Source organism: Streptomyces sp. NPDC005438, assembly GCF_040606315.1.
GTDB lineage: Bacteria > Actinomycetota > Actinomycetes > Streptomycetales > Streptomycetaceae > Streptomyces.
In genome coordinates this window covers 759,354-785,443 of record NZ_JBEXEP010000002.1, presented here as the reverse complement: position 1 = coordinate 785,443, position 26,090 = coordinate 759,354, and the positions used below count along the sequence as shown (strand labels likewise).

Annotated in this window: 17 protein-coding genes; 7 read left to right on the top strand and 10 right to left on the bottom strand. The window is 68.2% G+C overall.

The window, feature by feature from the left end; genetic code table 11:
* Positions 1-38: 38 nt before the first annotated feature.
* On the bottom strand, positions 39-965 hold the full coding sequence (locus ABZT14_RS08150; protein ID WP_356298486.1) for a proline dehydrogenase family protein: 927 nt from the start codon (positions 963-965) through the stop codon (positions 39-41).
* 233 nt (positions 966-1,198) lie between these two features.
* Between ABZT14_RS08150 and ABZT14_RS08145 the strand changes: the two genes are divergently transcribed.
* The 6 genes from ABZT14_RS08145 (at position 1,199) to ABZT14_RS08120 (ending at position 10,924) form a co-directional block, all read left to right on the top strand.
* A complete protein-coding gene (locus tag ABZT14_RS08145; RefSeq protein WP_356298485.1) occupies positions 1,199-2,554 on the top strand; it encodes a helix-turn-helix domain-containing protein in 1,356 nt (451 codons plus the stop codon).
* A 167-nt stretch (positions 2,555-2,721) separates the two neighbouring features.
* Complete coding sequence (locus ABZT14_RS08140) at positions 2,722-3,474, top strand: TnsA-like heteromeric transposase endonuclease subunit (protein ID WP_356298483.1); 753 nt, start codon at positions 2,722-2,724, stop codon at positions 3,472-3,474.
* The gene (locus ABZT14_RS08135) at positions 3,471-5,660 is read left to right on the top strand and encodes an integrase (RefSeq protein ID WP_356298481.1); all 2,190 of its coding nucleotides are present in this window, start codon (positions 3,471-3,473) and stop codon (positions 5,658-5,660) included. Before ABZT14_RS08140 ends, ABZT14_RS08135 begins: the two co-directional genes overlap by 4 nt.
* Positions 5,657-6,793 (top strand): AAA family ATPase, encoded by a 1,137-nt coding sequence (locus ABZT14_RS08130; RefSeq protein WP_356298479.1) that lies wholly within the window; start codon positions 5,657-5,659, stop codon positions 6,791-6,793. The genes ABZT14_RS08135 and ABZT14_RS08130 overlap by 4 nt, the downstream gene beginning before the upstream one ends.
* Positions 6,790-9,483, top strand: coding sequence for a TniQ family protein (locus ABZT14_RS08125; protein WP_356298477.1), 2,694 nt, complete (start codon positions 6,790-6,792; stop codon positions 9,481-9,483). The genes ABZT14_RS08130 and ABZT14_RS08125 overlap by 4 nt, the downstream gene beginning before the upstream one ends.
* Before the next feature lie 40 nt (positions 9,484-9,523).
* Positions 9,524-10,924: a CBS domain-containing protein gene (locus tag ABZT14_RS08120; protein WP_356298475.1), complete on the top strand. Its 1,401-nt coding sequence runs from the start codon at positions 9,524-9,526 to the stop codon at positions 10,922-10,924.
* Between the two features lie 26 nt (positions 10,925-10,950).
* Here the strand turns inward: ABZT14_RS08120 and ABZT14_RS08115 are convergent, their stop codons facing one another.
* Both ABZT14_RS08115 and ABZT14_RS08110 read right to left on the bottom strand, forming a co-directional pair.
* A complete protein-coding gene (locus tag ABZT14_RS08115; RefSeq protein ID WP_356298473.1) occupies positions 10,951-11,532 on the bottom strand; it encodes a DUF4240 domain-containing protein in 582 nt (193 codons plus the stop codon).
* A gap of 137 nt (positions 11,533-11,669) precedes the next feature.
* Positions 11,670-13,034 carry a hypothetical protein gene (locus ABZT14_RS08110; protein ID WP_356298471.1) on the bottom strand — a complete coding sequence of 455 codons (1,365 nt, stop codon included), beginning with the start codon at positions 13,032-13,034 and terminating at the stop codon, positions 11,670-11,672.
* Between the two features lie 15 nt (positions 13,035-13,049).
* Here ABZT14_RS08110 and ABZT14_RS08105 point away from each other — a divergent pair, with 15 nt between their 5' ends.
* Complete coding sequence (locus ABZT14_RS08105) at positions 13,050-13,664, top strand: hypothetical protein (RefSeq protein ID WP_356298469.1); 615 nt, start codon at positions 13,050-13,052, stop codon at positions 13,662-13,664.
* A 105-nt stretch (positions 13,665-13,769) separates the two neighbouring features.
* Here the strand turns inward: ABZT14_RS08105 and ABZT14_RS08100 are convergent, their stop codons facing one another.
* From ABZT14_RS08100 to ABZT14_RS08070, 7 genes are all read right to left on the bottom strand, one after another.
* Positions 13,770-15,857 (bottom strand): hypothetical protein, encoded by a 2,088-nt coding sequence (locus ABZT14_RS08100; RefSeq protein WP_356298466.1) that lies wholly within the window; start codon positions 15,855-15,857, stop codon positions 13,770-13,772.
* Positions 15,854-16,528, bottom strand: coding sequence for a hypothetical protein (locus tag ABZT14_RS08095; protein ID WP_356298464.1), 675 nt, complete (start codon positions 16,526-16,528; stop codon positions 15,854-15,856). The genes ABZT14_RS08100 and ABZT14_RS08095 overlap by 4 nt, the downstream gene beginning before the upstream one ends.
* A gap of 925 nt (positions 16,529-17,453) precedes the next feature.
* Positions 17,454-19,046 carry a phosphoglycerate dehydrogenase gene (gene serA, locus ABZT14_RS08090; protein WP_356298463.1) on the bottom strand — a complete coding sequence of 531 codons (1,593 nt, stop codon included), beginning with the start codon at positions 19,044-19,046 and terminating at the stop codon, positions 17,454-17,456.
* 310 nt (positions 19,047-19,356) lie between these two features.
* Positions 19,357-20,358, bottom strand: a complete 1,002-nt coding sequence (ilvC, locus tag ABZT14_RS08085; protein ID WP_356298461.1) for a ketol-acid reductoisomerase — start codon at positions 20,356-20,358, stop codon at positions 19,357-19,359.
* A 92-nt stretch (positions 20,359-20,450) separates the two neighbouring features.
* The gene (gene ilvN / locus ABZT14_RS08080) at positions 20,451-20,975 is read right to left on the bottom strand and encodes an acetolactate synthase small subunit (RefSeq protein ID WP_356298459.1); all 525 of its coding nucleotides are present in this window, start codon (positions 20,973-20,975) and stop codon (positions 20,451-20,453) included.
* A 20-nt stretch (positions 20,976-20,995) separates the two neighbouring features.
* Positions 20,996-22,876 carry an acetolactate synthase large subunit gene (locus ABZT14_RS08075; RefSeq protein ID WP_356298457.1) on the bottom strand — a complete coding sequence of 627 codons (1,881 nt, stop codon included), beginning with the start codon at positions 22,874-22,876 and terminating at the stop codon, positions 20,996-20,998.
* Between the two features lie 262 nt (positions 22,877-23,138).
* Positions 23,139-26,048 (bottom strand): EAL domain-containing protein, encoded by a 2,910-nt coding sequence (locus tag ABZT14_RS08070; RefSeq protein ID WP_356298455.1) that lies wholly within the window; start codon positions 26,046-26,048, stop codon positions 23,139-23,141.
* Positions 26,049-26,090 lie beyond the last annotated feature (42 nt).

Sequence of the window (26,090 nt, the reverse complement as noted above, 5' to 3'; positions counted from 1 at the left end):
ACCGTTGCGCGCGACCTCTTGATCACACGGTACGGCGGTCAGCCGCGCGTCATCACGGAGCGGAGGAAGAAGGCCAGGTTGGCGGGCCGCTCGGCCAGGCGCCGCATGAAGTATCCGTACCAGTCGGTGCCGTAGGGGACGTAGACACGCATCCGGTGGCCCTCGGCCGCCAGCCGGTCCTGCTCGGCGGTGCGGATGCCGAACAGCATCTGGAACTCGTACTCGTCCCGCTTGCGGCCCAGACGCCTGGCCAGCTCCTGCGTGATGGCCACCATCCGGGGATCGTGGGAACCGATCATCGGGTACCCCCGGCCGGCCATCAGAATCCTGAGGCACCGCACGTAGGCCCGGTCGACCTCCCTCTTGTCCTGATGGGCGACCTGGGCGGGCTCCTTGTACGCGCCCTTGACCAGGCGCACCCGGGAGCCCTCCCCGGCGAGCGCGTGGCAGTCCCCCTCGGTGCGGAACAGGTACGACTGCACTACCGCGCCGGTACGGGGGTGGTCCTCGCGCAGGGTGCGCAGGATGTCCAGGGTCGAGTCGACCGTGGTGTGGTCCTCCATGTCCAGGGTCACCGTGGTGCCCGCCTCCGCCGCGGCCTCCACCACGCGGCGCACATGGGCCAGGGCCAGGTCGTGGCCTCCCGGCAGGGCCTGGCCGAAGGCGGAGAGCTTCACCGACATCTCCGCGCGGTCGCCCACCCCGAGGGTGGCCAGCCGTTCGGTGAGGGCGAGGTAGGCGTCCCGGTTACGCAGGGCCTCGGCACGGTCGGTGATGTCCTCGCCCAGGTGGTCCAGGGTCACGTCCAGGCCACGTCCGGTCAGCGAGCGCACGGTGTCGACGGCCTGGTCGAGTTCCTCACCGGCGACGAAACGGTCGACGACGGGACGAGTGACGGGTGCCTTGGAGACCAGCCGGCGCACAGCGTCACTGCGCGCGGCAGCGAGGAGCACAGGACCCAACACGAGCACCTCCACGAGAGTTCTGGGACGCCGCCGCCCCGGACCGTCGGATCAGACACCGCTCGCGCCGGACCCCACCCGAAATCTAGGCGCCGTCGGCGCGGTGGGCCATCGACAGCTGTCACGCATCCGTGTCCTGGCTCTCAGACATCTGTACGAGACAATGGGACCGTCCATCCAGCGCGGCACACCACGACCGACGGCGCCGCGCGAACCGAGAGCGGCAAGGGCACTCCATGCGCGAGGACTACCAGGGGCTGGTCGACGAGATCTCCGCCCTCACCGGGGCTCCGGCCACGTTGGAGAACCGTGACTTCGAGCTGGTGGCGTTCGGCGTACACGAGGGCGAGGACCCGCGACAGGACCTTGACCCGGTCAGGGCACGGTCGATCCTGCACCGCCGCTCCACCCCCACGGTGCGCGCCTGGTTCGAACGGTTCGGCATCACCCGGGCCGACCGCCCGCTCCGCATCCCCCCGGACCCCTCCGCCGGCGTGGTGCACGGACGACTGTGCCTGCCGGCACGCCACCAGGGCGTGGTGCACGGCTACGTGTGGCTGCTGGACAACGGCGGCTGGGACCTGGACGACCCCCGGCTGGCCCGGGCCATGTCGAGGGCCAGCCGCATCGGGGCACTGCTCGCCGCCGAGTCCACCGCCCACCCCACTCGGGGCGACGCGCTGCTCCAGGTGGTGACGGCGCCCGCTGAGGAGCGGGAGGCGGCCGAGGAGCGACTTCGCGAGGCCCTCCCCGGAACCGGTACCGAGACCGGGCCGGTGGCCCTGGTCGCCCTGGGGTGGGAGGGGAAGTCCGGCGACGACGGCGCGGGGAACCCCCCGGCGACGGGCCGCGACGGCGCGGAGGTCGGGGCGCCGACGGCGCGGCCCGGCCCCGAGGGCGGGCGGCTGGCCGCACTGGAGGCCCTGCCCCACGTACTGGCGGCCTGTGCCTCGCCGACGGCGCCCGAACGGCGCGCGGTCGAGGGGCACCGTCCCGGTGCGGGGACCGACTCCCCCTCGACCGGTGCGCCACTGGCCGCCCTGGTACGGCTGGGCCCGGGGGGCCACCTGGACGCCGCACGGCAACTGGCCGTCCGGGCCCTCAGCCCACGTACGGCGCCGCCTGCGCCGACGGCGCCGGAACCGCCCTCCGGGGGCGGCCCCGGACACCCGGGGGCGGAGGGACGGTACGCGGGAATCAGCGGTGCCCGCACCACACCGGCCGGACTGGGCGAGGCCTGGAACGAGGCGGTGACGGCGATGCGAGCTGCGCGGGCCGAACCCGCCCTGCGGCCGGTCGCCGAGTGGGACGCGCTGGGGCCGTACCGGATGCTGAGTGGGCTGCGCCCGGACCCCGTCAGCCAGGAACTGCTGCGCCCACTGTGGGAGAGCGGCCACCGCGAACTCGCCCACACCGCCGAGCAGTTCCTCGACCACGCGGGGCAGGCCGGCCGTACCGCGACCGCGCTGGGCATCCACCGCCAGACCCTCTACTACCGGCTGTCCCGGGTGGAGGCGCTGACCGGCCTGGACCTGTCGAACGGCCGGGACCGCCTGCTGCTGCACATGGTGCTCAAGACCGCCCGGCTGTGAACCGGTTCTAGGATCCGCGACTTAGTTAACAATGACGGTGGTTCGTTAGCAGTGGATTAGCAAATCCGCGATCCCGTTGACAGTGACTACGGTCAGTGGCGATCTTCTACGGGTCGTCTTCGGTCTTCTCCGTCCGGGGGCCGCCTGAGCTTCGTACCGTCTCCAGCATGGCGGTACGGAGCTCGGGCGGCGCCCGTGGTACGCGCAAGGTTCCTACGGCGTCGATCCGGTACGAGGACGCGTCGGTACGCGAAGTCCCGGTACAACAGTTGCGGTTGGCCGACTTCGCGGAGTCGAGGCCGTGGCGTGATGTCCGGTCGGTGCACGGGATGGCCCACTACTCGGGCAGGTACGCGTCCGCGACGACGGGCGGGCATGTGGTCTATGAGAGTCGCCTGGAGCTAGCCCGGCTTTTGCTGGCGGACTTTGATCCAGCAGTGCAGGGGATCTTCGCCCAGCCGTGCCGGTTGGCAGCTCGGATCGGCGACCGCGTGCGACACCACGTTCCGGACTTTTTGCTGGTCATGCGCTCGGCGACGGTGCGGGTGGTCAACGTCAAACCGGTGGACCGACTGCAGGACCCGAAGATCGTGGAAGCCCTGGCCTGGCCGGGTGAGCTGATTCGGCAGCACGGTTGGGACTACGAGGTCTGGTCCGGGGCGGATCGGGCGCTACTGGAGAACGTGCGGTTCCTGGCCGCCTACCGGCGGCCAGGTGTGGTGCCGGAGGCCGAGGTGGAGCAGGCGTGGGAGCGGGTGGAGGACGGTGAGAAGCTGGCTTTGGCCGAGCGCCGGCTGGCGGGTGATCGGCCGCCCGAGGAGGCGAGGCCGTCGCTGATGGCCTTGTTGTGGTCCGGGCGGCTGACGACGGATCTGACACGTCCGTTGTCGGGTGAGTCAGTACTGCGGAGGTGCGCATGAGCGCCTGGACGACGCCTCTGCGGCCGGGGCTTCCGCTCAGTTTCGACGGAGAGCAGTTCACTGTCGCAGAGATCGAGGGCCGCCGGATTCTTCTTGAGCCGGCGACAGCGGTGTTCGGTACGCCGAAGTGGCGGCAGGTCGACATCTCCGTGCTGCTGGCCCATCCCAGCACCAAGATCCTGGTCCCGGTGCCGCAGGACGAACCGCCGGCAGCGGCCGTTCTGGGCAGTCTCGACGACGACGGCGATGACGCCCTGACGCGGAGGTTCCGGCATGTTCAGGAGGTCATGACCGGATACCAGCTCGGCGACGAGGTACTGGCTCTTCCGGGGGAGCCCCGGCCGGACTACGCGCCTACAACCCCGCTGATGCATCGGTACGCGGCCAAGGCGGTGGAGCTCGGGGTCGCCGAAAGCACGATCCGGAACTGGGTACGGCAGGTGAAGCGCTCGGGCCCGGCAGGGCTGGTCCACGAGCGTCCGAAGGCGAGTGTGCTGGACCGGGCCGACTCACGGTGGCTGGATATGGCCCGCGCGGTGCTGAAGGGTCATGAGAAGAGATCCCGGCCGGTGCGGAATCTGGTCCTCATGGAGATCGAGGAGCGTCTGCGGAAGGAGTACGGGAAGGGAACGGTCTCCATTCCGGCACGCACAACGGGCTACGAGCTGCTGCGGGCGCTATCCAAGGGCACGAACGCCTTCGACGGCAGCACGAAGGGCAAGCGGTCGATCGCTAACGCCCCTACGGGGACCTATGGCCGGCTGCGGGCGACGCGTCCGGGCGAGTACGTGGTGCTGGACACCAACTGCCTGGACGTCTTCGCGATGGAGCCGGTGACCTGCCGGTGGGTGCAGTGCGAACTCACGGTCGCGATGGATCTCTACAGCCGGTGCATCACCGGGCTGCGGCTGACTCCGGTGTCAACGAAGTCGACGGACGTGGCCGGGGTGCTGTTCGAGACGGTCCGACCGAGAGACGTTCCGGACGACGGGGGTGAGCCGCTGCCGTATTGCGGGGTGCCGTCCACCGTGGTGGTCGACGCGGACAAGCTGGTCGACCGGGGCGGGCAGCCGCTACTGCCCACGGTCGCGGCCGAGACGATCATCTACGACCACGGCAAGGTCTACCTCTCGAACCACATCCAGAGTGTCTGCGCGAAGCTGGACATCTCGCTGCAGCCGGCCCGACCGAAGACGCCGACCGACAAGCCGATCGAGCGCTGGTTCCTCACCCTCAACCAGGGAGTGCTGGCCGCGCTGCCCGGCTACAAGGGCTCGGACGTGCACAGCCGCGGCGAGAAGGTCGAGAATGAGGCGTTCTTCTTCATCGACGAACTCGAAGCGATCATCCGCGAGTGGATCACTCTGATCTATCACCGGCGGCCCCACCGTGGTCTGTCCGTACCGGAGGTGCCGGGGCTGAAGCTGAGCCCCCTGGACATGTTCGAGCACGGTGTCACCCGTGCGGGCCCGCTGCGGATCCCGGCCCGCCCAAACCTGGCCCTGGAATTCCTCGAGGAGGAACGCGTCCCAATCCACCACTACGGGGTCGAGATCGAGGGGCTGCGCTACAACGGGGATGCGCTGAACGACTACCGCAACCAGCCCAGTCCTTGTCGCGGGGTGAATGCGGGCAAATGGCCGATTGCGGTGGACCGCGGCGATATGCGGAAGGTGTACTTCCAGGATCCCAAGGTGCGGAAGTGGCACGTGCTCGATTGGGAGCATGCGGCCATGCTGAACGGCCCCTTCAGCAGGGAGGCACTGGTCTACGCCCGCCGCCTCGCCAAGAAGACCCACCGATTCCCGGACACCAAACGCGCACTGATTGAACTTCTTGAGCGGTGGGGTGCCGGACTTGCCGCGGACCGCACGGAGCGACGGATGGCAGTGCGGTTGTCCCAGGAACGGCTGCGGCTGGTGGGCGAGGACGACGAACCGCAGAACGCGAAGGCTGAGGTTGCCACTCTGCCGTCGGTCCGGCGCATCGCCGACCTCAGCTCAACAGCGGCCGGCCCAGAAGAGGAAGCCGACGGGCCTAGCCTGCATGTCGTCGGGCCCCAAGAGGATGACCTGGGCGGGGACGACGACGAGGATGAGGAGTGCGACGCTGCCTTCCCTGGCGACGACAGCGTCGCCCCGCCCGACGAGGACGATTACTACGCCGACGTCTGGAACAGCCGTTGAGTACGGCGGACGGCATCGAGCCGTTCGAGGGCGATGACCGCCAGTACACCCCCACCCGGCTTCCGGGCTGGCTGCAGGAGGTCAACGGCCCAGACCGCATCCAGCCTCCGCAGCTCACCCGAGCCCAGCTCGCCGATCTCTCGCCACGGAATCTGCTGGTGCACAACGACAACCGGGACGTCTGGCACGCCAACATCGGCCCGATCGATACGCCCCAGCTCCTCGCTCTGCACGACTCCCTGGCCGAGATCGTCGAGTCGAACCGGCACGACGGAGATAAGACGAAGCCCGCGGCCCTGGTGGATGCCTATCCCGGGCTCGGCAAGAGCACAGCAGTGCGGGACTACGGCCGCAAGCTGTTCCGCAAGCAAGTTGCCCTGCGCGGAGAGACGACACCAAGCGGCAACCGCCGCGTCCCGGTCATCTACATCGCGCTGAGCGGGAACACACAGATCCGCGGGCTGAACGCGGCGATCTGCCGTTTCTACGGCCTGCCCACCTCCGGGAACGCCGACACCCTGGCCGAGCGGGCTGTGGATGCCGTGTTGTCCATGAAGACGGCCGCGATCATCATCGACGACATCCATTTTCTCGCCGGGTCGAACTCCAACTCGGTGCGCATGGCGAACCAGTTGAAGTATCTGGCGAACGTCTTCCCGGTCACCCTGATCTACGTCGGTGTCGGCGTCCAGCAGCGTGGCGTCCTACGCGAGGGCTTCTCCGACAGGCAGACCGAGCTCGCCCAGTTCGGTCGCCGCACCACCCCTTTGACGCTGCCGCCGTTCCATATCGAGGACGACGAAGGCCGCCAGGACTGGCAGACCCTGCTCAAGACGATCGAGCAGAAACTCGTCCTGGCGGAGAAGTACCCCGGAATGCTCGCCAGGGACCTGTCCGACTACCTCTTCGCACGCTCCACCGGACACTTCGCCTCCCTCATGGCGCTGATCAACCGCGGCTGCCTGCGCGCGATCCGCTCCGGTCATGAGCGCCTCGACACGGACTTGATGGACCAGGTCAAGAACGACGCCGCCGCTGAAGCGGCCCGCAAGGAACTCGAAGCCGAGATCGCCGCCGGCCTGCTGACCAGCCGACCGACGCCGTCTCCACAACGTCGCAGGAAGTCGGCGTGACTGTTTGGACCGATGACCGCATCCCCATCGCGCTGGCACCTCTCCCGGGCGAGGCCCTGGAAAGCTGGATCGGCGCCTACGCGCGCCGACTGCGCGTCACCAACAGTGTCTTTCTCGAAGCCGTCGGGCTGCCCGGCGCCCGCACGTCACACCTCGCGCTTCGGCTCACCGCTGAGGAAACGACCGCCTTGGAGCGGGCCACCGGCATCGAACGGCAGGCACTCACCAGCATGACGCTCGAACCCTACGACGGGCTGGCAGTGGCGATCCTGCCCGGCCGGCGCAAACTGTCCAGACCACCAGCATGGAGGTTCAGCGGAAGCCGAGCCCGCTACTGCCCTGGGTGCCTGGGCCATAACGCCGGCCGCGGGCCGGTCTTCTGGCGCCTCCCATGGGCCTTCGCCTGTCCCACCCACCACACACTGCTGCTGGACTTCTGTCCCGACTGCCACCAGCCCCCGCACCCTTGGAAAGCAAGACGGCTCGGTCCCCGCGCAACGGGCACCTGCACGCGAGCTCACAGCAGTCTCGGCCTACGGGCAGCCTGCGGAGCCGACCTCACGCAGGCCCGGGCCACCCCTCTGCCCGCCCCAGGACTCGTGCTGGCCGCCCAGCGACACATCATCACCCTGCTGAACGGCGAACCGGCCGCAAGGCCGGCCGCGCTGGCCGAGGTCAAGCAGCTCTATGCTCTGGCCTGGCGCATTCTGCGTGGTCTGCACACCATCGCGGACCGGGCACCGGAGGTCGTACACACCGTGGTGACCGAGTGCGGCGGAGGTCTACCACAGCTGACCAGGGAGGACGTCGGGCACGACGCCCACAATGCCGCCGTCGGCACCGCTCTGGCCCGCATCGCCCTTCACCCCGGCCATGCCGACCACGAGGCGCTCTTCGAGTGGATCCTCGAAGCCGACCGGTCACTGCTGAAGACCTCGAAGAACAACATCGGCGCGATGGCCGACCGATGGACCTGGAGCGGTCCCGAGCTGGTCGGCCGCGTGCTGGCCAAGCTCGACCCCCAGGCCACCTTGCACGCCCGGCTACGTTACGCCAGCGCCAGTCCCCGACCACGCTGGCCGGACCTCCCCGCCGACGCCATCACCCGCCGGGCGGCAAGGATCCCTGCCATGCTCTGGCCCGGATGGACGATGCGCCTGCTCCCGCGCCCCACAAACAACAAAGACCCCCGCGCTGGCACGTTCCGCCGCGGCTGCAGCAGCTTCCTCCTGCTTCCTGGCGGGCCGCCCCAGCTGAACTTCGAACGTGTCGGCCCGCTCCTGGGCAACCAGGAGATCAACACCGATCGCGACAGCATCGAACGACGCCTCTATCTCGATCATGATCTGACTCCGCTGGCATCCACCCTGGCCCAGCTCGCCCGCGCCTTGGACGAGTACGGCTCTCCCATCGACTACGCCAGACGGCGAGCCACCTTCACCAGCACCACGGTCACCCTCGATCTCGACGCCTATGCACGGTTGTGCGTCCAGCAGGGCTGGAACCCCGGTCAGCAGCATCGCGTCCTCCTGATGCGTGCGTATCTGCTGATGCTGCTGACCGGCGAGGTTCATCCCCCGCCTGAAGGAGCGTCCTACCGATTCGCATGGCACTGCTCGGAGTTCCGGTTCCATGCGCCCCGCGCCCTCCGCTCGTTCCTCCGCCAGCAGGCCGAAGACAACCTCGCCAACCGCAAAATCATCGAGCCCGTTACCTGGGAACCACCCGAGACATGGGTAACCGGCGTCCGATGGCCCGGCCTCTCCCCCACGGACATCGTCACGGACGAGTTCCGTGATCTGCTGGCAACGGCCGGCACCGTCCATGAGGCTGCTGACGCTCTCGCCCTGGCCGCAGAACACGTCCGCCTCTACTGCGATCTCACGAGGACCGGCGCAGCCACCCCCAGTGACGTGATCGGCAAGCACCTCAGCACACGCACCGCACGAAAGGCCAAGATCCGCGAAGGCGTTCTTGCCCCGGAGTGCCTCCGTGACCTCTACGTGAACCAGAAACTGGAACTCACGCACATCGCCAACCTGGCGTCCTGCAGCCCCGACACAGTTCGTCGACTCCTCCGGCAAGAGGGGATCCCGCTCCGCCCCCGGCCACGACGACTCCCGGACCGCCCCGACATCACCCGTGAATGGCTCCACCACGAGTACATCGAACGCCAACGCGACATCGCCAACCTCGCCCGCGAACGCGGCGTCACCCACTATCACCTCACCAAGATGGCCAGAACCTGGGGCATCCCGATCCGTCCCTCCGGAGGCCACTGTTACAGCGCTGTCGGGCACCTGGACCTTCGCCGTCCCCTGTCGGAAGGCATGCGAAGAGTGGTCATAACCCCGCAGGCCATCGACCGGCTACGGGCCATCAGTTCGGTCTCCGGCCACCCCAGCTTCGCCGCCGCAGCCCGGAGGAACTCCACGGGAAGCGACCGCGCCCTCCGCCAGCGAGTGATCCTGATCGAAAAGACAGTCGGGTTCCAGATCATCGACCGCTCCGCCAAGCCCCTCGCGCCCACCGAACGCGGACGCGAGTTCCTGCGCGAAGCCCGCGAGATCCTCCACGCCGCGGACGGCACCCAACCCGTCCGTACACCTCGATCGCAAGCTTCACGAGGAGCTCAGCAGCCGGGCTGCCAACGTTCCACCCTTGATGGTTCCGCCGACGCTCTACGATGACCGGGGCAGACGTTGTGCTGGGGCAGAGGGGACAAGCGCGATGACAGATCTGGCAAGCAATGCTGATTCGAGCGGCACCCAGGCGAGAGCCTCGTACCTGCTCGAGGGGCGGCGCGTCAGCATCGCGGACCTCGTGAAGGCCGAACTTCTTGAGGTGGGAGCGCAGCTCACCTTTGAGCGACCACGCATCGGTGAAACACATGCTGCACGCGTAACAGACGATTCCACGATTGAGTTGGTCGACGGACAGCAATTCAAATCCCCCTCCAGTGCAGCGATAGCAGCAGTGGGCAGCGGCTCCTTCGACGGTTGGCATGCTTGGGCACTGGACGATGGCACGACATTGGATGCGCTTCGTCAGCAGCTTCTCGACTCGGTTGCCGCGCAGGCATCGAATGAGGTTGCTGTACAACCCTCCACCGCTCGCCACGAGAAGCTGAAGAAGGCAAGGGAGGAAGCAGAGCAGGGGAATCCCCTCACCCTCACGGTTCGAGACCTCCTCGGTTGGTGGGGTGCCGAGCGGCGAGGCTACCTGATCAGCCAACAGGTAGTCGCCGAACTGGACAATCACAGCTTGTCGACGGTGCCCGACTTCGAGGCGGTGAACCTCGACGTTCAGGTCAAACTGGTGATCGCTCCGACGGACGCAGACAGCGAGCAGGAATCCGAGAAGGGCACCGTGACGGTGAGCTCCACTGCTGCCTCTGAAAGCGAGGACACCCACGTTCCCGGCCTGACGGTAGGCAACTTGCCTTCAGCGCTTTCGGGGGTCGTGGCGGTCTCCCCGTCGGCGACCTTCGAGGAAGCCATTACGGAAATGGCTGTCAATGGCTATTCGCAGCTCGCTGTTCTGGCTGGAACCCGCAACCTCCGAGGCGCCGTTACATGGGAGTCGATCGCTCGCGCGAGGCATGCAGACCCAAGCGCACCCTTCTCAAAAGCCATCATCAAAGCGCGCGACGTCACATACGACCAGCATCTGATCGATGTCCTCCCTCTGCTCGCAGACTTTGACTTTGTGCTGGTCAGAGATCAAACGAACGCCATCGCTGGTATTGTCACGGCCAATGACGTTGCTGCGGCATACGGAACCATGGCTACGCCGTTCTTCCTCATCGGAGAGCTCGATCAAAGACTTCGAAGGATCCTCTCCGATGCCTTCAGTGTTGAGTATGTCGCAAATCTGTGTTCGCCAGATGGAGACCGCGACATAAGTTCCTTCGATGACCTGTCCATCGGGGACTACCAGCGCATCCTCCAGAACAAGGAAGCATGGGAGGCTCTCGGATGGCCCCTCGACAGGAAGGTATTCGTGAAGCGGATTGACGAGCTGCGCGAGATCCGTAACGACCTGATGCACTTCAATCCGGATCCCATTCCGGAAGACGCCGTGCATAAGATCCGCTACATGATCGCGCTACTGCGAGAGTACGGCGACTGACCGAAAACTCGGACCATGCGACCCCGTCACAGCACTTCAGTGGCGGGGAACAGCGCACTGAGTCGTGGCAAACGACGTGCGGTCTCGTCGTCGCGGTTCGCGTCCCACCGTTCGCCAACTGGCTCTCTCGGCTCAAGGTCCTCGATGTGGAGTGCATCCATGGCCTTGTGGAAGTCTTCGACTGCCTTACCCGTCGCGTCCTCGAACGCGCGCCCCGCGACATAGTCCAGCTCCTCCCATTCGGGCCACTCCTCGTCCGACCAGGCTCTTGGAGATCGGCCGGCGAGCCGTTGAATCTCCGGTGCGTTGGCGAGCGCGTCGGGATCCCGGGCCACTCGCTCGAACATGTCGCGGCCCAGCCCGACCAGCCAGAGCCGGAAGTAGAAGAAGGTGTCGTCGGAGCACCAGCCCAGGATCCGCTCCGCTGCTGCCCACAGATCCCAGGTGAACGTTGGCACCAGGGCGCGATCCAGGCATACCTGGAACTGCACGATCTCCGCCTCAGGCTGTCCTGACAGGTGGCCACGCAGCCAAGAGAGCCGCTCATTCGGGTGCTGGGTCTGCTCTCTGCAGCGGTCGATCATGTTCCAGAAGGTCTCGTCATCCACAGCCGCACGATCGCAGGCCGGGCTGACATCCCGTACGGTCCGTGACCGGCAGAGGCCCTGATAAGTAGATGGGTAGGTCTGTTGCCGGTAGGTCAACGGGCCTACCCAGATAGTCGTCGTCCAGGCCGCAGTCGCCGCTACGAGGCGGGGGCAGGGCGCAGCAGGTTGGGGTTTTCGCGTCCTCCTGGAATGCGGATGATGACGACGAGGCATGGTTCAGATTCGCCGGGACGCTGGACGGGTTCGATCCAGATACTGGAGAAGAGGTTGACGGCGCCTTCGGCGTCGACGGTTTTATCGAGAGCGAGCAGGATGGCGAAGCCAGCGTTGGTGTTTTGATATTCGGCCGCTTGGGCGACGTATTGACGTAGTGCGGTTTCGCTGGCGTCGTCTTCTTCGATCTTGCATTCGACGTTGAATTGCACGGCGCCGAAGGAGACAAGGATGTCGGTTCTTCCGCCTGCCTTGTCGATGACTTCTGAGTTAACGACGCTGAAGAGCGCTGAGAACTGCAGCACTTCCCGGTAGTGCTGATGGAATAGGGCTTCATCCACTTTCTGCTTCTTGCCATCTTTGTCACGTTTGCGGAGGTGCTCGGTGTAAGAGCCGCCCATCTTTCGGCCGACGTCATAGCAGAGGTAGGCATAGCGGATTGTGGTTTCAAGGAGAGCGGTGAACTCGTATGCGATGCCGGTAATCCAGTCGCTGGAGCTTTCCAGCTGCCTGAGAAGTCGCGCCTTGAGGCGGCCGTACTTGGGGTCGGCGATGGGAGCGAGGACGTCTTCGTGGGTGCGCAGGCCAAGTTCCAGGCGGTCGAGGACGTGCTCCGGCGTCTGGTCAACGAACGCAGCGAATTCGTCCTTGAGTTGGTGTGCCAGCCGCTGCCAGCGGCGCGCTTTTCCCTGATCAGTCGCCTGCTGACCGGGGGAGGTCTTGCTGGTCTTGGTGCGGTGGAGGAGGGCGGCGTGGAGTTGCTGGGCCGCAGGATCGTCGCGGAGTTCCTCGTCATGGGCCAAGGCGTGCTCGAGGAAGCGCTGCCGGTGCTCGTGCTGGAGGAAGGCGTCTTCGACGACAGGCGCCACCAGGGTCTCCGCGGCCGCGGCCGCGGGGGTGTCCTTGAGTACGGCGACCGTGTTGTGCGCGGTGTACGCGCGAAGCAGGGCTGTGAGGATGCCGTGGCCGCCCTCGTACCAGGGGTCATCGGGAGCAAGGTGTGCGGCAGCGCCATCCAGCACGACGGTTAGTTCCGACCAGGCGATCACATCGTTCTGGCGCGGCCGTGCCCAGGCCGGTGTGCGGGCGCGATAGCGATAGTCCCGGTAGCGGTGGAGGGCGTCGCGCAGAGTGGCAGCGGCCGTGTGGACGCGTGTGGGAGCGTCGGGAGCGGACAGGCCGAGGACGGCCTCGATGGCGGCGTGGTAGAGCTGGGCGTCCAGACGGTCGGGGTCCAGAGTGATCAGTTCGGCCAGCCGGTCCTGGGTTTTGCGGAGTTGCTTGGCCATGGGCGCGTACTGGTCTTGTTCCAGAGCCTGGCGCAGGTCACCGAGGGCGAGTTCGAATGCCGCGTCTCGGCAGGTGTGATCGAGCATCAGGCAGCGTTCGAGGGCGTCGCGGAGGCCGGCGCTGGGATGGTGGGCGTCAAGGACACCGAGGAGGCGGGGCAGGCGGGTGGCCATGGCCTCAGGAAGTGCGGCAGGGTCCTCGGTTGCTTCGTCCATGGCCCCGAGGAGACGCGCAGCGCTTTTGATGATGCCGGCCAGGGTGAGTTGGACGAGACAGTCTGCGGCTTCCACCCCGATGAGGGCCGCAGCGAGGTCGTCGTCAGCATCTTGGGCTTGTTGGAGGCGAGCGAGGAGCGTTCGATTCAGTGGAGTGCCAAGTTCACGTGCCAGGGCGGGGCGGCCAGCGAGGGCATCGGTGGCGCTGGCGAAGGCAGCGTGGTTGGTGTTACTCCGAAGGCCGCTCAGGACGGCGTCGTACAGCGGCTTGCACGCTTCGGTACCAAAGGCGTCGAGGTGGTGTGCGGTCGCCTGGATGAGGTGGTGGAGGAAGGTGCCCTTCCCGAGGTGGTCTGCGGCGGCGAGGACCACGTCCAGGCCTCCGAGGTCGTCCACCATCGGGCCAGCGCGTAGTTGGGGCCGGGAGGCGCATGCGGCCCACTGAGCCAGGCGTTCGTCGATGACGTGCACGATGCCTTCCGCCTCCCTCGCGTTGCTGGATACCCCTGGTGGCCTGGCCTAGAAAAGCTGACGCTGGTCAGGACCGGTCACGGTACGGTCCTCGGGGAAGAACTCCCAAACGGCGTCGTCGATCGAGGTGATCACCATCTGGATGCCGTGGTCGTTGGCCGCAGTGTCATAGAGGGTCTTGATGCACTGGCGCGCGTTGTCGTGGGAGAGCTCTTCGGCTGTGGGCGCGTCGATGAGCAGCAGGCCGGGGTGGGACATGATCCCCCGTTTGCGGCCGACTTTGATCATGCCGACGATGGCCGCGATGCGCATGCGCAGGCGGTCGGTGGGGCTGAACGACTTGAAGGGGTGCTTGGCACCGGTCTTGCGGGCGTTGAGGTGCCCCGCCAGGTTGAGTTCGACGCTGGTCAGGTTGGCCACACCGAGGTCGTGGGCGATGGCGACGATCTCGCGGTTCAGGTCGGCGAACAGCGCGTTACTGTGGTCGGCGACCACCTTCGACAACACCCCGGCGGCCGCCTCCAAGATGGCATCGCCGTCGTCGGAGTCATCCTCGGTGTCCGACGGACTTGTCGTTGCGGTGACGTAATCACCGACCACCTCCGGCAGTCCCATTCCATTGCCGGTGGCGACAGCCAGCGCACCGCGTAGCTGGTAGACGTCCTGCCGGGCGGATTCGAGACGGGTGTACCAGCTGCCGGAGCGTGCCCCGGTAAGCCGGGCGTTCGCCAGGTCGTACGCAGTACGACTGTTGACGCAGGCGGTGGTAGTCGTCTGGACAGCCTGCCGGGCTGCGTCTTCGGCCGTACGGGAGGCGTTCACCCGGTCCTCCAGTCTGCTGAGCAGTGCGGCCCGCGCGTCCGGGTCGTCCTGGACCTCCGGCAGAGGGCTTGCGCAGATCGAGCACCGGTGGTCGGCCTCTTCTGCGGTGCGCCGGGCATCGTCGATCTCGTGGTCGCAGCGCGGGCAGGACTCCGGGTCGAGGGCTCCCAGAAGGAGCCGGGCGGCGTTGCTCTGCTGGGCTCGGCGGACGGCTCTCTCGTCCTTCAAGCGCGCCTTGTGAGCGAGGGCGTGGCCTTCTTCCGCCTCCTGAAGGGCTGCCTGGTCCTGGGCGAGCCGACGTGCGGCGGCGTCGACGTCGGCGAGCAGGCCCGTCAGGTCGGGCTGGTTCACTTCCAGGGTCACCACCTTCTCCTCGGCGGCCCTGAGCGCCTGGCGCAGCGGCTCGGTCTGCTGCTCGCGGGCGTGGGCATCTTCGCGTGCCCGGCGCTGAACACGGTTGGTCTCCTGGGTGCCCTTCTTGCGGGCGGTGTTGATCTGGGTGAGCTCGGATGCGTAGGGGACGTCGAGGAAGAGCTGCATCAGCTTCACGGGGAGCTGGTTGTAGGACGTTGGGCCCAGCAGGACGCTGGAGTTTCCCGAGTTCAGCGCGATGGCGTAGAAGTAGCTGGCCCAGCCGTGCACCTGTTCCGCGCTGTCGCGGTTGCCGTCGGCGTCCTTCGGAGCGCCAGCCTCGGCCGCCCACAGGGGCAGAGGTCGCAGCCCCAGGCGGTCGAGCATGAAACGGTCGATGAGCTCCTTGACGCCTTCTGGTTCCGCGGTGGCCGCCACGCGCACGCCGGGGCCGGTCTCCTGGGAGCCTTCGAGGGCAGCGAGGTGCTCGAGGGTGTCGGCGCTCAAAAGCCGGCAGCTCGGGCGGTCGGGCTTGTCGAAGGTCAGGCGGATGGAGGCGGCGACGCCGGCGACCTCGATGTCTGCCCGGACGTAGGAGAACCAGCTCACCGTTTCCGGTCGTTTGAAGGCGTCGAAGCCGTCCCCGCGCAGGGCGTAGCTCAGTGCCCACAGAAGGCTCGACTTGCCGACGTTGTTCAGGGTGCTGGCGATCGCCCACGGGCCCGGCCCCAGTGGCGTGTCAAAGGTGAAGGCGCCATCGTTGTCGGTCGTGCCGGTCTTGGTGCCCTCGCAGTACAGCCGGTGCACGACCAGTTGCCGTCGCGCGGGCAGCGGGCTGGTCAGCTGGATGCCGTGGGCAGACAGCGTGGCGCGGGCCCTCTCCACGTCAGCGGACGGCACGCGGGCGGCGATCTGCTCATACAGCTCAGTATCGGACGGGACCGGCAAAGGCTCTGTGGTCACGCGGCGTCCCCCTGCTCTGCTTCGGCGCGCAGCCGGGCCAGGCGCGCGCGGGCCCGGTCGGCGATCGATGGGATGACCTCGTTCAACGGGGTCTGGGCGTAGTCGCGCTGCAGGTACTGCCGCGTGCGCAGCGCCAGGGCGGAGTGCCCGGTGGCCTCGGCCAGCGCCCGAACGAGGCGGGCGCGTTCGGTGTACCAGGCCAGAACCGGGAACTGCTCCGTTGCCCGTTCAGCGAGCTCGCGGCCCTTGGCCGTGAGGTAGTAGTTGTCCTGAAGCACCCGCTTGACCGTGCGCCGCGGCACGACCACCACCAGCCGCGGGACGGCCAGGATGCTCATCGCCAGGTCGATGTACTCGAACGCCCCGAACAGGTAGCGCAGCATCGGGATGGCGCAGATCTCCGGCTCGTCCGAATCCAGGATGTCGCCGGCCAGCTCCAGGTTGATGGACTCATGTTCGCGCTCGTAGTCGTTGAGAAGCTCATCGGCCAGGTAATCCGGGTTGCGCAGCCAGAAGTCCAGCTTCTGCAGCCGGCCCTCAGCGCGCAGCACACCCACCGCATCCTTCGGCGCGGCCTGCTGCTCGGCTTCGTTCAACGGATCGCACACCGCCGCGATGAGCAGCAGAAGCCGAATCGCGTCGGAGAAGCGATCCCCCTCGTCATCATCCACTCACAAAGCGTAATGACCCATGATGTGGTTGATCAATACCTCTGCACTGGCCCGCTCAGGGCATCTGGGCAGTGCTATCGACGCGGCATTTCGTGGTCCCGCCATACGAGGTGCCCCGGCGGATGGCGCCTGCCGCCGGGGCACAATCTACTTGTCGCCCCCTGCGCCGGACTTCCGGGCAATCAGCACCGCCACCGCCCGGGCGTGGCTGGCCAAGACGCGCAGGTGGTCGGTGACGGTCTTCGCGGGGTGCTTGGCGGACGGACCGCACGGGCGATCGGATTGGACGCGAGAGCCCTGAGGGCCATATCGCCCACATGCGCTTGTTCCGCCTCGGCTTCCAGATCCTCAATCTCGACTGCCCGATGGCCACACTCTCGCGCCTACCGACGACGACAGTGGCTTGATCGCTCTACGGCCACCACGCGACACACTCGTATGGCCCCCTGAACAGACCTTCCCCACCAACGTATGGGACAGCGTCTACACCACAGCAGGGCCCTTCAGTATCGCGTCGGCCCCATCGACCCTGCCGAGTCTGGACAGGGGACCCCATCATGGTTGGCTGCCGGACAACACAACGGAGAGTAACTTCCCTATCTGACAGCCGGGCCCGGATTGCTCATAACGAACGGACGCAGTCACTGCTCGCGAAGCCCGGATTCCGGCGTTTCCGCAGGAGCCAGTGTCAATGATCTCGTGGACCCTACAACCGGCACGGACCGTTGTCCCGCCCCGCCCACCCGTGCCCTCTCCGGGGGCCGGAGCGGCGGAGAAGAGCGGGCCCACCGGACACCGGCGGCCAGGCATCGTCCACCCGACGGGGAACGGCGAGGGGCCGGGTCGGCGAGCGGAACTCGCCGACCCGGCCCCGTACACCTCGGCCACCGTCCGCCCTGGCGGGCGGCCGGCCGGAGGAGAGCGTCTAGGACTCGACCAGGTTGACCGAGCGGGCGGAGGTGGCGCCCACCTCGCCGGCGATCTCGGACAGCACCGACGACGGGATGGTGTCGTCCACGGTCAGCGCCACCAGCGCCTCACCACCGACGGTGGTACGGGAGACCTGCATCCCGGCGATGTTGATACCGGCCTCGCCCAGGATCCGTCCCACGGCACCCACCACACCGGGCCGGTCCTCGTACCGCAGGAAGGCCATGTGCTCGGCGAGGGCGAGATCGACGTCGTACTCCCCGACGGCGACGATCTTCTGCAGGTGCTTGGGCCCGCTGAGGGTGCCCGAGACCGAGACCTCCTCACCCCCGGTGAGGGTGCCGCGCACCACCACCACGTTGCGGTGCTCCGGCGACTCGGAGCTGGTGGTCAGCCGTACCTCGATGCCGCGCTCCTGGGCGAACAACGGGGCGTTGACATAGGAGACGGTCTCGTCCACCACGTCCTCGAACACGCCCTTGAGGGCCGAGAGTTCGAGCACCTTGACGTCGTGCTGGGTGATCTCCCCGTACACCTCCACGTCCAGACGGGCGGCGACCTCGCCGGCCAGGGCGGTGAAGATCCGTCCCAGCCGCTCGGCCAGGGGCAGCCCCGGTCGTACGTCCTCGGCGATCACACCACCCTGGACGTTGACCGCGTCCGGCACCAGTTCGCCGGCGAGCGCCAGTCGGACCGACTTGGCCACCGAGATGCCGGCCTTCTCCTGGGCCTCCCCGGTGGAGGCGCCCAGGTGCGGGGTGCACACCACCTGGTCGAACTCGAACAGCGGGGAGTCCGTGCAGGGCTCGGAGGAGTAGACGTCCAGACCGGCTCCGGCCACCCGTCCCTCCTTGAGGGCGGAGGCCAGGGCGCTCTCGTCGACGATGCCGCCCCGGGCGGCGTTGACGACGCGCACCGAGGGCTTGACCTTGTGCAGTGCCTCGTCGCCGATCAGGCCCAGGGTCTCGGGGGTCTTCGGCAGGTGGACGGTGATGAAGTCCGAGGTCTCCAGCAGTTCGTCCAGCGTCATCAGCTTGACGCCCATCTGCGCCGCGCGGGCCGGCTGGACGTAGGGGTCGTAGGCCACGACCTTCATCCCGAAGGCCGCCATCCGCTGGGCGACCAGCACGCCGATGCGTCCCAGCCCGACCACACCGAGGGTCTTCTCACTCAGCTCCACACCGGTGTACTTGCTGCGCTTCCACTCACCGTTCTTCAGCGCGGTGTTGGCCTGCGGGATGTTGCGGGCGGTGGCCACCAGCAGCCCGCAGGCGAGTTCGGCGGCGGTCACGATGTTGGAGGTGGGGGCGTTGACGACCATCACCCCGGCCTTGGTGGCCGCGGGTACGTCGACGTTGTCCAGCCCGACCCCCGCGCGGGCCACGACCTTCAGCTTCCCGGCCGCCGCGATCGCCTCGGCGTCCACCTTGGTGGCGCTGCGCACCAGTACGGCGTCCACGTCAGCGATGGCGGTCAGCAACTGGGCGCGGTCGGCCCCGTCGCAGTGGCGGATCTCGAAGTCCGGGCCGAGGGCCTCCACGGTGGCGGGAGAGAGCTCTTCGGCGATGAGTACTACGGGCTTGCTCACGTGGTCTCCAGTAATGGCGGATCTACCCGAGTGTCTCCACGGCCGCGTCCCGACGACCGTGATGGGTGGTGGAGGAAATCGATCCCTGCGCTGGGCAGGGGCAGACGCACGACGCTGTGAGCCTGGACGCGCTTGTCGCTGGCAGTGTATCCACGCGGTCGGCCGGTCAGTCGAGCTTCGGCCAACGGCTACACCCCCGGGCGACCCAAGACCACAGGCCGCCTCGTCCACACCCGTAACCGGTGTGGACGAGGCGGCCTTCCCCGTGGCCGGGGCGTCACACGAACGAGGCGCCGCCGCGTCCGTCAGCTCAGTCGACGTCCTCGTCGACCCAGCTCATCAGCTGGCGCAGCTTGCGGCCGGTGGTCTCCAGCAGGCTGTCCTCGTCGGTCTTCTTGTACTCGTTGTACTTCGGCAGCCCGGCCTCGTACTCCGCCATCCAGTTCCGGGCGAAGGAGCCGTCCTGGATCTCGGCGAGAACGCGCTTCATCTCGGCCTTGGTCTGGTCGTTGATGATCCGCGGGCCGGTGATGTAGTCGCCCCACTCGGCGGTCTCGGAGACCGACCAGCGCATCTTGCCCAGGCCGCCCTCGTACATCAGGTCCACGATCAGCTTCAGCTCGTGAAGGCACTCGAAGTAGGCGATCTCCGGCTGGTAGCCGGCTTCCACCAGCGTCTCGAAACCGGCCTTGACCAGTGCCGAAGCGCCACCGCAGAGCACCGTCTGCTCACCGAAGAGGTCGGTCTCGGTCTCCTCGGTGAAGGTGGTCTTGATGACCCCGGCCCGGGTGCCGCCGATGGCCTTGGCGTAGGCGAGGGCCAGCGGGAAGGCGCCGCCGGTGGCGTCCTGCTCGACCGCGGCGATACAGGGCACCCCGCGCCCCTCCTCGTACTGCCGGCGCACCAGGTGGCCGGGCCCCTTGGGGGCGACCATGCAGACGTCGACGTCGGACGGGGGCTTGATGAAGTCGAAGCGGATGTTGAACCCGTGCCCGAAGAACAGGGCGTCCCCGGCCTTGAGGTGGGGGGCGACGGACTCCTGGTAGACCCGGGCCTGGATGGGGTCCGGGACCAGGATCATGATCACGTCGGCCTCGGCGGAGGCCTCCGCCGGCGTGGTGACCCGCAGGCCCTGCTCCTCGGCCTTGGTACGGGAGGTGGAGCCCTCGTGCAGGCCGACGCGGACGTCCACCCCGGAGTCGCGGAGCGACAGCGCGTGGGCGTGGCCCTGGCTGCCGTAGCCCAGGACCGCCACCTTGCGGTTCTGGATGAGAGAAAGGTCGGCGTCTGCGTCGTAGTACAGCTCGGCCACTGGGGATGTCTCCTTGTTCGGATCGTGCTGTCCTGTCCACCGGGGGACGGGACTGGAGCGGGGTTGGTCTCGTTGGGTGGGCGCGACGCCGGTCAGGCGCTGCGGTCCAGGGCGCGCAGCGAACGGTCGGTGATGGACCGCGCTCCCCGCCCTATGGCGATGGTGCCGGACTGCACCAGCTCCTTGATGCCGTACGGCTCCAGCATCTTGAGCATCGCCTCCAGCTTGTCACTGACGCCGGTGGCCTCGATGGTCACCGCCTCCGGGGAGACGTCGACCGTCTTGGCGCGGAACAGCTGGACGATCTCCACGATCTGGGAGCGCGTCTCGTTGTCCGCGCGGACCTTCACCAGCACCAGTTCACGCTGAATCGCCGACTGGGGTTCCAGCTCCACGATCTTCAGCACGTTCACCAGCTTGTTGAGCTGCTTGGTGACCTGCTCCAGCGGCAGGTCCTCCACGTTCACCACGATGGTGATCCGGGAGATGTCCGGGTGTTCGGTGGTCCCCACGGCGAGGGAGTCGATGTTGAAGCCGCGCCGGGAGAACAGGGCGGTGATCCGTGCCAGGACGCCGGGCTTGTTCTCCACCAGGACGGACAGGGTGTGCTTGGACATGGCTGTTTCTCGCCCCGTTCTCAGTCGTCTTCGCCGTCGCCGAAGTCCGGGCGGACCCCGCGGGCCGCCATGACCTCGTCGTTGGAGGTGCCTGCCGCGACCATCGGCCACACCATGGCGTCCTCGTGGACGATGAAGTCCACCACCACGGGCCGGTCGTTGATGGAGTTGGCCTTCTCGATCACCGAGTCGAGCTGTTCGGGGCTCTCACAGCGGATGCCGACACAGCCCATGGCCTCCGCCAGTTTGACGAAGTCGGGGATGCGGGTGCCCCGGGGTGGCTCCTCGGAGCCCGCGGCGTCGCCGCCGGGGCCGCTGTGCAGCACGGTGTTGGAGTAGCGCTGGTTGTAGAACAGCGTCTGCCACTGGCGCACCATGCCCAGGGCGCCGTTGTTGATGATGGCGACCTTGATCGGGATGTTGTTGAGGGCCGCGGTGACCAGTTCCTGGTTGGTCATCTGGAAGCAGCCGTCCCCGTCGATGGCCCACACCGTACGGTCCGGCTGGCCGGCCTTGGCCCCGAGGGCGGCGGGCACCGCGTACCCCATGGTGCCCAGGCCGCCCGAGTTCAGCCAGGAGGCCGGGGAGTTGTACTCGATGAAGTGGGCGGCCCACATCTGGTGCTGCCCGACCCCGGCCGCGTAGATGGTCCCCTCCGGGGCCAGTTCGCCGATCCGTTGGATCACCTGCTGGGGGGAGAGCGAACCGTCCTCGGGCAGGTCGTAGCCCAGGGGGTAGGTGTCACGCCAGCGGTTGAGCTGGGTCCACCAGGCCTCGTAGCGGCTCTGGGCGGCCTCGCCGGCGTGGCCGGACTCCAACTCCGCCTGGGCGGCCACGATCAGGTCGGCCAACACCTCGCGGGCGTCCCCGACGATCGGCACGTCGGCGGCCCGGTTCTTGCCGATCTCGGCGGGGTCGATGTCGGCGTGGACCACCTTGGCCAGCGGGGCGAAGGACTCCAGCTTGCCGGTCACCCGGTCGTCGAAGCGGGCGCCCAGGGCGACGATCAGGTCGGCCTTCTGTAGTGAAGTGACCGCGGCGACGGAGCCGTGCATCCCGGGCATCCCCAGGTGCTGGGGGTGGTTGTCGGGGAAGGCGCCCAGGGCCATCAAGGTGGTGGTGACCGGGGCTCCGGTCAGCTCGGCGAGGATCCTCAACTCGGCGGTGGCGCCGGCCTTGAGCACCCCGCCGCCCACGTACAGCACCGGCCGGCGGGACTCGCCCAGCAGCCGGGCGGCCTCCCGGATCTGCTTGGAGTGCGGCTTGGTGACAGGCCGGTAGCCGGGCAGGTCCACGTTGGGCGGCCAGCTGAACGTGGTCCGCTGCTGGAGGGCGTCCTTGGCGATGTCCACCAGCACCGGCCCGGGGCGACCGGTGCTGGCGATGTGGAAGGCCTCGGCGATGGTGCGCGGAATGTCGGCCGGGTCGGTGACCAGGAAGTTGTGCTTGGTCACCGGCATACTGATGCCGCAGATGTCGGCTTCCTGGAAGGCGTCGGTACCGATGGCGCTGGCCGCGACCTGTCCGGTGATCGCCACCAGGGGCACGGAGTCCATGTGGGCGTCGGCGATCGGGGTGACCAGGTTGGTGGCTCCGGGGCCCGAGGTGGCCATGCACACCCCCACCCTGCCGGTGGCCTGTGCGTACCCGGTCGCGGCGTGTCCGGCACCCTGCTCGTGTCGCACCAGCACGTGCCGCACCTTGCTGGAGTCCATCATCGGGTCGTAGGCGGGGAGGATCGCACCACCGGGGATGCCGAATACGGTGTCGGCCCCGACCTCCTCAAGGGAACGGATGAGGGACTTGGCGCCCGTCATCTGCTCGTTCTGCGCCGCGGGGTGGACACCACCGCGGGGCCTTGGCTGAGGTCGGGGCGTGGCCCCGGTTGCCTGCTCGGTCATCGGCTTCTCTCTCAAGGAGTGAGGTGTTGACACTCGGTGTTGTCGGGCCAGTATGGCGCCGGTTTGCGCGCCTTGCGCCTGTCGTGGGTGCTTTTGCTCGGGGACGCTGGTGCAACAAAAAACCCCTCGTGCCGGTGGGCAAGCGAGGGGAGCGCGTCGGTGGGGTGCGCGGATCGTGCGGATCCGATCAACCGACGCGCTGACCAATTACGAGTACTAGGGTGCGCATGGGTCAGACCTTCCCTCCGGCCGACCCCGGGTGTCAAGTTGGTGGGATGGGCGTCTCATTATGTGGCCGCTGCCGGGGGAGTTCACTGGTCGCCGGGCCGCCACCGGGGAGTCGGCGACGCCGAAAGGGCGAGGGCCCGGGTGCCGGCGCGGGCACCGGGGAGCCGGACGCCGGCACCGTCACCGGTTGGGAACGCGGCGCCCGCTCGGCCGAGGGCACCGGGTAGACACCCCGCTCCAGGGCTTCGAGGAGCGCCTCCTTCTCCAGGGGTCCGGCGAACGCCACGCCCTGCCCGTGGGTGCAGCCCATGGCGCGCAGGGTGGCCACCTGCTCGGGGTGGTCCACCCCGTCCGCGATGGAGCTGAGCCCCAGGTCGGTGGAGATCTTCAGCAGGCCCGAGGTGATCTTGTGCAGCCGCCCGGACTCCACGATGCCGTCCACCAGGCCCCGGTCCAGCCGGAGTACGTCGATGGGGAGCCGCCTCAGCGCGGCGATGGCGGCGTACCCGCTGCCGAAGGCGTCCAGGGAGACGCTCACCCCCATCCGGCAGAGGGCGGACAGGCGTACCTCCAACTCCTCCAGCGGTATCCGTGGGTCACTGTCGGACAGCTCCAACATCAGTGCCCCGGCGGGGAGTCGATGCCGTTTCAGCAGCTTCTCCACCCCGGCCAGGCTCAGCGTACGGTCGGTGATCCTCCGGGCGGAGATGCGTACCGCGACCGGGACGCGCAGTCCCTTGCGGTACCGCTCGGCCGCCTGCTCCACCGCCTCCTCCAGCAACCAGCGTCCGACCCTCGCGGCGTGGTCGGGGTGCCCGCCCTCGGCCGGGCGGCCGTCGCCCCGGAACAGTTCGGTGGGCGTGAAGAGGTACCCCTGGGGCGTGCGCCACCGCGCCTGCGCCACCAGGTGGGTCACCCGACCGGTGGCCAGTTCCACCACCGGCTGGTGCAGCAGGGCCAACTCCCCGTCGCCCAGCACCCGTTGGAGGGCGGGCATCAGCAGGGTGCGGGTGGGGGCGGGCTCCTGGCGGAGCTGGGCGCTGTAGAGCTTGACGCAGCCCTTGCCGGACTCCTTGGCGCGGTACATCGCCACGTCGGCGTGACGCATCAGGGCGGCCGGGGTGATGCCGGGTTCGGCGAAGGCGACGCCGATCGAGGCGGCCACGCGCAGTTCGGCGCCGTCCACCTGGTACGGCTCGGACAGGCGCACCCGCAGCCGGTCCGCGATCTCCCGGATACGGCGGTCCCGGTCAGGTCCCTCACGGTTGCCGTCGCCCTGGATCAGGGCCGCGAACTCGTCACCTCCGAGTCGGGCGGCGGTGTCCCCGGCGCGCACCGACTCCCGCAGTCGCCGGGCCGCCTGGATGAGCAGTTCGTCGCCGGCCTGGTGTCCGGCGGTGTCGTTGACGGCCTTGAAGCCGTCCAGGTCGATGTAGAGCACGGCGGCCTCACCGTCGCCGCCCCGACGGCCGGTGAGGGCCTGGCCGACCCGTTCGGTGAACAGGGCGCGGTTGGGGAGGTCGGTGAGGGGGTCGTGGGAGGCGTTGTGCTGCAACTGGGCCTGGAGGCGCACCCGTTCGGTGACGTCACGGCTGTTGAAGATGAGCCCGCCACGGTAGCGGTTGATGGTGGACTCGACGTTCAGCCAGCCACCGGAGCCCCGGCGGAAACGGCACTCGATCCGGGTGGAGGGCTCCTCCTGGGGGGAGGCGGCGAGGAACCGGCGGATCTCGTGGAACACCCTGCCGAGGTCCTCGGGGTGGATGAGGGAGGCGAGTTCGGTGCCCACCAGGTCGTCGGCCCGGGTGCCGTAGACCCCGGTGGCAGCCGGTGAGACGTAGCGCAGGACACCGGTGGAGGCGGCGATCATGATGACGTCGCTGGACCCCTGCACCAGTGACCGGAAGTGGTTCTCCTTCTGGGCCAGCTCCTGGGCGAGGGTGATGTTGTCCAGCAGCATGACGCCCTGCCGCACCACCAGGGTGAACACCACGACCCCGCCGACGGCCAGCACCACCGGGTCGGCGGGCCGGCCGGACCAGACGTCGCGCAGCACGCCCAACGAGCAGACGGCGGCGGCCAGATAGGGGGTGAGCGCGGACAGGAAGCCGGTGACCGGACGCACCTGGGCGGCTCCCTCCGGGGACTCCTCTCCCCCGGCCGCGTCCACCGTCCCGGTACGCCGGTCATCGGCAGCCGCCCAGGGGGCGTAGGCCAGCAGCAGGGACGCGGCGAGCCAGCCGGCGTCCAGTAACTGCCCGGTGTGGTACCGCTCCCGCAGCAGGGGCGAGGTGAGCAGGGCGTCGCAGAGGACCGACAGGGCCAACGTCGCGAGGGCCAGGCCCATGGCGGGCCGGCGCTCCGGGGACCGCCGGAAGGTGAGGCCCAGCACCACGGCCACCAGCAGGACCTGGAGCAGGGGGTAGGCGAGGGTGAGGGCGGCCGGCACGACCGAGTCGCCGTTCCATCCGCCGGCGTGGGCGCGGGCGAGGGACCAGGTCAGGGACGCCAGCGAGCCGACGATCAGCAGGGCGTCCAGGCCCAGGCAGAGCCAACCGGCCCGGCTGGTGGGCCTCTTGGCGAGGATCAGCATCCCGACCACGGCGGGCGGCACCGAGGCGAGCAGGCAGAGGTCCACCAGCGGGGGGCGGGCGGTGGGGGCGCCCTGGAGGAGTTCGCCGGCGCCCCACAGGGCCTGTCCGAGGCCCACCAGGATCGAGGACCAGCCGAGGAGCAGCCAGGCCGGCCGCTGGGAGCCGGCGCGGTCGGTACGCGCGTAGCACAGGCAGGAGGCCGCGGCGGTGAGGGCGGCCAGGCCGGGGGCGAGTTCGCTCACCAGCAGGGCGACCGGCAGGGTCCCCCAGCCCAGTGCCGCGCCGGCGGCGTATCCGGCGCAGATCGCCGCGAGTAGCAGGGGCGGAAACGCAGGGGCGGTCTTGGTCATCGGGGACACCTCCCTGGCCACACCGCGACGTTCGGCGGTGCG